Consider the following 3,661-nt stretch of genomic DNA (forward strand, 5'->3'; position numbering starts at 1 on the left):
TGGGTATGGCATCACCATACCAATGGCGAATGGAGGTGCCTGTCATGGGTAGTATCAATGTCCGTAAGGACCTGGGTACGTTGTATTTTGACTTTCGTTACAAAGGGGTTCGCTGTCGAGAGCAGACGACCCTGAAAGATACGCCAGCCAACAGGCGCATCATGGCGACCCTTCTAAAGAAAATGGAAAAAGAGATGGCAGAAGGAACATTCGATTATCATAGCTATTTTCCAGCAGGGCCGAATGCGCACAAATTTTCTGGGATGGCGATAGAGACTGGAAAGCAACAGCGCATCCGGACAACTTTGAGCTCTCAAACTGATTTGGGTTCAGGTGGCGATGACCCAACCTTCGCTGAGTTTGCCCAGCAGTGGGTGAACGAGATGCGGATTCAATGGCGCAACACCCAAATCGAAACAGTAACAAACACGCTGGAGAAGTACCTGATCCCGGCCTTTGGGGAAAAAAGAGTTGGCCTCATCACCAAGAGAGACCTTATGGCGTTTCGGTCGGACCTCGCGAAAGTCCCCGGCCGAAAAGGAAAAATGCTTTCAGCATCTCGTATCAACCATATTCTTACACCCTTACGGATGATCCTGAATGAAGCGGCCAACCGCTATGAGTTTACCTCACCTTATCACGGGATCAAAAGCCTAAAGGTTCCCCGTACTATCGTAGAGCCTTTCTCGCTCGATGAGGTGGAGGCTATCCTTCGCACCGTGCGCGAGGATTTCCGTATCTATTATCTGATCCGGTTTTTTACGGGGCTGCGGACTAGCGAAATCGACGGGCTGCGGTGGGAGAAGGTCGATATGGAGCGACGGCAGATCCTTGTGCATGAGGCTCTGGTTGCCGGGGAGGTGGTGCCGACCAAGAATGATGGATCCTTCCGCACGGTGGAGATGTCGCTCCCGGTTCATCGGGCATTCCAGGAGCAGTACCTGGTAACGGGGCAGGGCAATTATGTCTTTTGTACTCGGGACGGCACTCCCCTCCGGCACGAGAATGTTACTAAACGGGTCTGGTATCCCCTGCTGCGCTATTTGGATCTTAAACCAAGGCGGCCCTATCAAACTCGGCACACGGCTGCCACTCTCTGGCTCGCTGCTGGTGAAAGCCCTGAGTGGATTGCGCGCCAGATGGGCCATAGCACGACCGAGATGTTGTTCCGTGTCTACTCGCGCTATGTGCCAAACCTCACGCGGCAGGATGGCTCGGCCATGGAACGTCTACTGCTCTCCCGCCTGGCACAGCTGCCTGCGGTCGGGGGGATAGAACATGACTGAATCATTATCGTTGCTGCTCCCAGCATCCCCAGCGCCGCATGGCGTAGTCCCTGTTGCGACGTCGCCGAACTTGGTCTTGATCCGCATGGCGTCGGCGCTAGCCTCGGCATTCACTCTCCCCGAACCGGAGATGCTGGCGGATCTGCTCGGGGTTCAGTCGGAGCAGGATGTGCAAGTCGTTCTGCAGAGGTGGATCTGCCGATGCCTCTTGGATATTGATGACGTGCAGGCCACGCAACTGTTACCCAATCTTGTGGGCCGCCTCGACCTTCTCCTTTCGGATCGGAGGGCTTTATGAACAATGAACTACGCCGCGAGAAGTTTCTCCTACGCGATCTTCGGGTAGGTATCAGCCGAATTGGTCAACCCTTCTCCGCCTGTCAATTATGTGAGCCAGAAGGGACTACATGGCCAGCATATTGGTGGCAAAAGTTTCCCTATCCGACGATTTGGCCAGATGAAATGGAGGTGATGGCGACCGTGCGACCGCGTCAATTAGGCAATCGTTGGCTTTTCGATATCATTACGATGAATGTGGCGGCGTTGGAGCTATCACCGAAAACCCATGCCATGCCGGACCTCCCTTTCCCCAAGTGGCTGTTGCCGCTGACACCTCGACCCGTGCTTCTTAGGGAGCTGTGGGCGCAGATATGTCTCATCCGCAACCCGTGGTTGCGCCTCTTTAACCAACGCATCCTCCATGATCCCGATGTTAGCCTTCGCTGGGTTTCCGTACCCGCCAGTCAACGCCATCATCATGCCGAACCTGCCGGTCTGCTGCGGCATAGTGTCGAGGCGATCCGTCTGCTTAGCAAAAGCCCACAAATGTCGCAGCAGGAATGGGAGATCGCCCGGACTGCCCTGTTGTGGCACGATGTAGGTAAAATCATGGCCTATCGGGGGAGCTCACGGCGCCTTGCGGAAGAATTTCTAACTCGGCATGAGATCGCCATTGTCGAGGTGCTTGCCCTTCATTTGGCTTGGCTGCGGCAGGTGGCGCCGGAATTGGTCACGGCACTCAAGCTCCACTGGTATCCCCCGCAGCAAGGGCGTCCGCTTATGCCCGGACGTATCCTCGTGGAAGCATGTGATCGGACCAGCGCTGCTTTGGATAGTCGGCAGCAAGTGTTCAGTGGCCAACCGGCGTGGCGCCAATATGGACAAAGGGAAGGGGCTGGGCCCATAGAACGCTTCTGGCGCTTACGAGAGGACTCGCACATGGCGTAATACCACGAGGCGTAGGCCAAAGTTTCGCAATTTACAACAGCTCGTTGGTTGCTAACAATAGAACTACTGATCTATCAGAGTTCTGATCTTTGCGTGGCTGAATCCGACAAGTCATTACCTAAAAAGCGCAACACTACCCGAGCGGTGGCCCCGAGCGAATGCCCGGAATTTCTAAGTTTCTTACGCGCCGTGGAGGCTGATTCATCGGTTTCCGCGGCCGACATGATCGACATGTTCCGCGACCTCGGCGTGTATGGGCACCTTACAGAGTTGAGGACAATCTCCGGGAACCTACGAGAGGTGCTGGATCTCTTGGAGGCACGTTCGAGTTGGCAACCCTATCTGGAGCCGGTGAAAAAATGGCCTGCATTGCTTGATTGGATTGTGCAACATGAATCTATTGTGCCAACTTCGAAATATACCTCACAGACGGCGGACAGAAACCCACTGATACATGTCTGCGCTACCAGTCATCCCTTGTATACTTTGCTATGGACGAGTACGCAACCTAATCAATTGGAGGAGTTTCGCCTGCTTCAAGGGCATGTCCTTGTCGCCCACCTGCTGCAAGTGCGCAAACATGCCAAATATGCCTACGACTTTACAAGCGCCAAGAAGGCCCCTTATGCAGAAATTATCGCAGGTACCTATCGATCAAGTGTAGCACTTCGGGAAATCTCACTGCCTGGATCCGCAGTGAGCCCAGATATGCTGCGACCAGATCGCTCGCCAATACAGTTTGTAGTAGATATGTTTGTAATCTGGAAAGCGCTCCAAGGCCGCAATACCAAGCCGCGTATAATTCTCTTGGACGATGCCAGCGAGGAATATCGTGGAGTTGCCGATCCAGATCGAGAGCTTTTTGATCTCCTGAGTCGTCGAATTCACCGCTCGTTACGCACTCACTTGCAAAGTTTTAGTTATGTATTGGCGGAGGCCCATGAACTGCGTAAACATGGTGTGCGCTCTCGCTCTCGGGTCAGCTCACGCCAAAGCCAGGTAATCCATGGGTACCTGCCGTTATTAGACACAACCGGTGATGATGTGGAAAAGGCAGACGATGATCCATCCAAACGATCGATAACGTGGCGGCGAGGAGCGGAAGCGGCTAATAGTTGGAACGTCAAACCAAAAGGGGCACGCAGATA

At 54.0% G+C, this 3,661-nt stretch carries 4 protein-coding genes; all 4 read left to right on the forward strand.

The genetic code is table 11. The annotated features are described in order from the left end of the window. Positions 1-1,286 (forward strand): Arm DNA-binding domain-containing protein (locus tag RTI30_RS13240; protein WP_312284002.1); only part of this gene is annotated, 1,286 nt, incomplete at its 5' end. Further along, a complete protein-coding gene (locus RTI30_RS13245; RefSeq protein WP_312284003.1) occupies positions 1,279-1,584 on the forward strand; it encodes a hypothetical protein in 306 nt (101 codons plus the stop codon). The genes RTI30_RS13240 and RTI30_RS13245, both read left to right, overlap by 8 nt. Continuing rightward, positions 1,581-2,513, forward strand: a complete 933-nt coding sequence (locus tag RTI30_RS13250) for a TraI domain-containing protein (RefSeq protein WP_312284004.1) — start codon at positions 1,581-1,583, stop codon at positions 2,511-2,513. Before RTI30_RS13245 ends, RTI30_RS13250 begins: the two co-directional genes overlap by 4 nt. 93 nt (positions 2,514-2,606) lie before the next feature. Continuing rightward, on the forward strand, positions 2,607-3,661 hold a 1,055-nt coding region (locus RTI30_RS13255), incomplete at its 3' end, for a hypothetical protein (RefSeq protein ID WP_312284005.1).

Source organism: Candidatus Igneacidithiobacillus taiwanensis, from assembly GCF_031962545.1.
Classification (GTDB): Bacteria; Pseudomonadota; Gammaproteobacteria; order Acidithiobacillales; family Acidithiobacillaceae; genus Igneacidithiobacillus; species Igneacidithiobacillus taiwanensis.

Excerpts from the sequence above, each read along its gene's own strand:
- RTI30_RS13245 (WP_312284003.1), top strand. The coding sequence starts at position 1,279 with ATGACTGAATCATTATCGTTGCTGCTCCCAGCATCCCCAGCGCCGCAT.
- RTI30_RS13250 (WP_312284004.1), top strand. The coding sequence starts at position 1,581 with ATGAACAATGAACTACGCCGCGAGAAGTTTCTCCTACGCGATCTTCGG.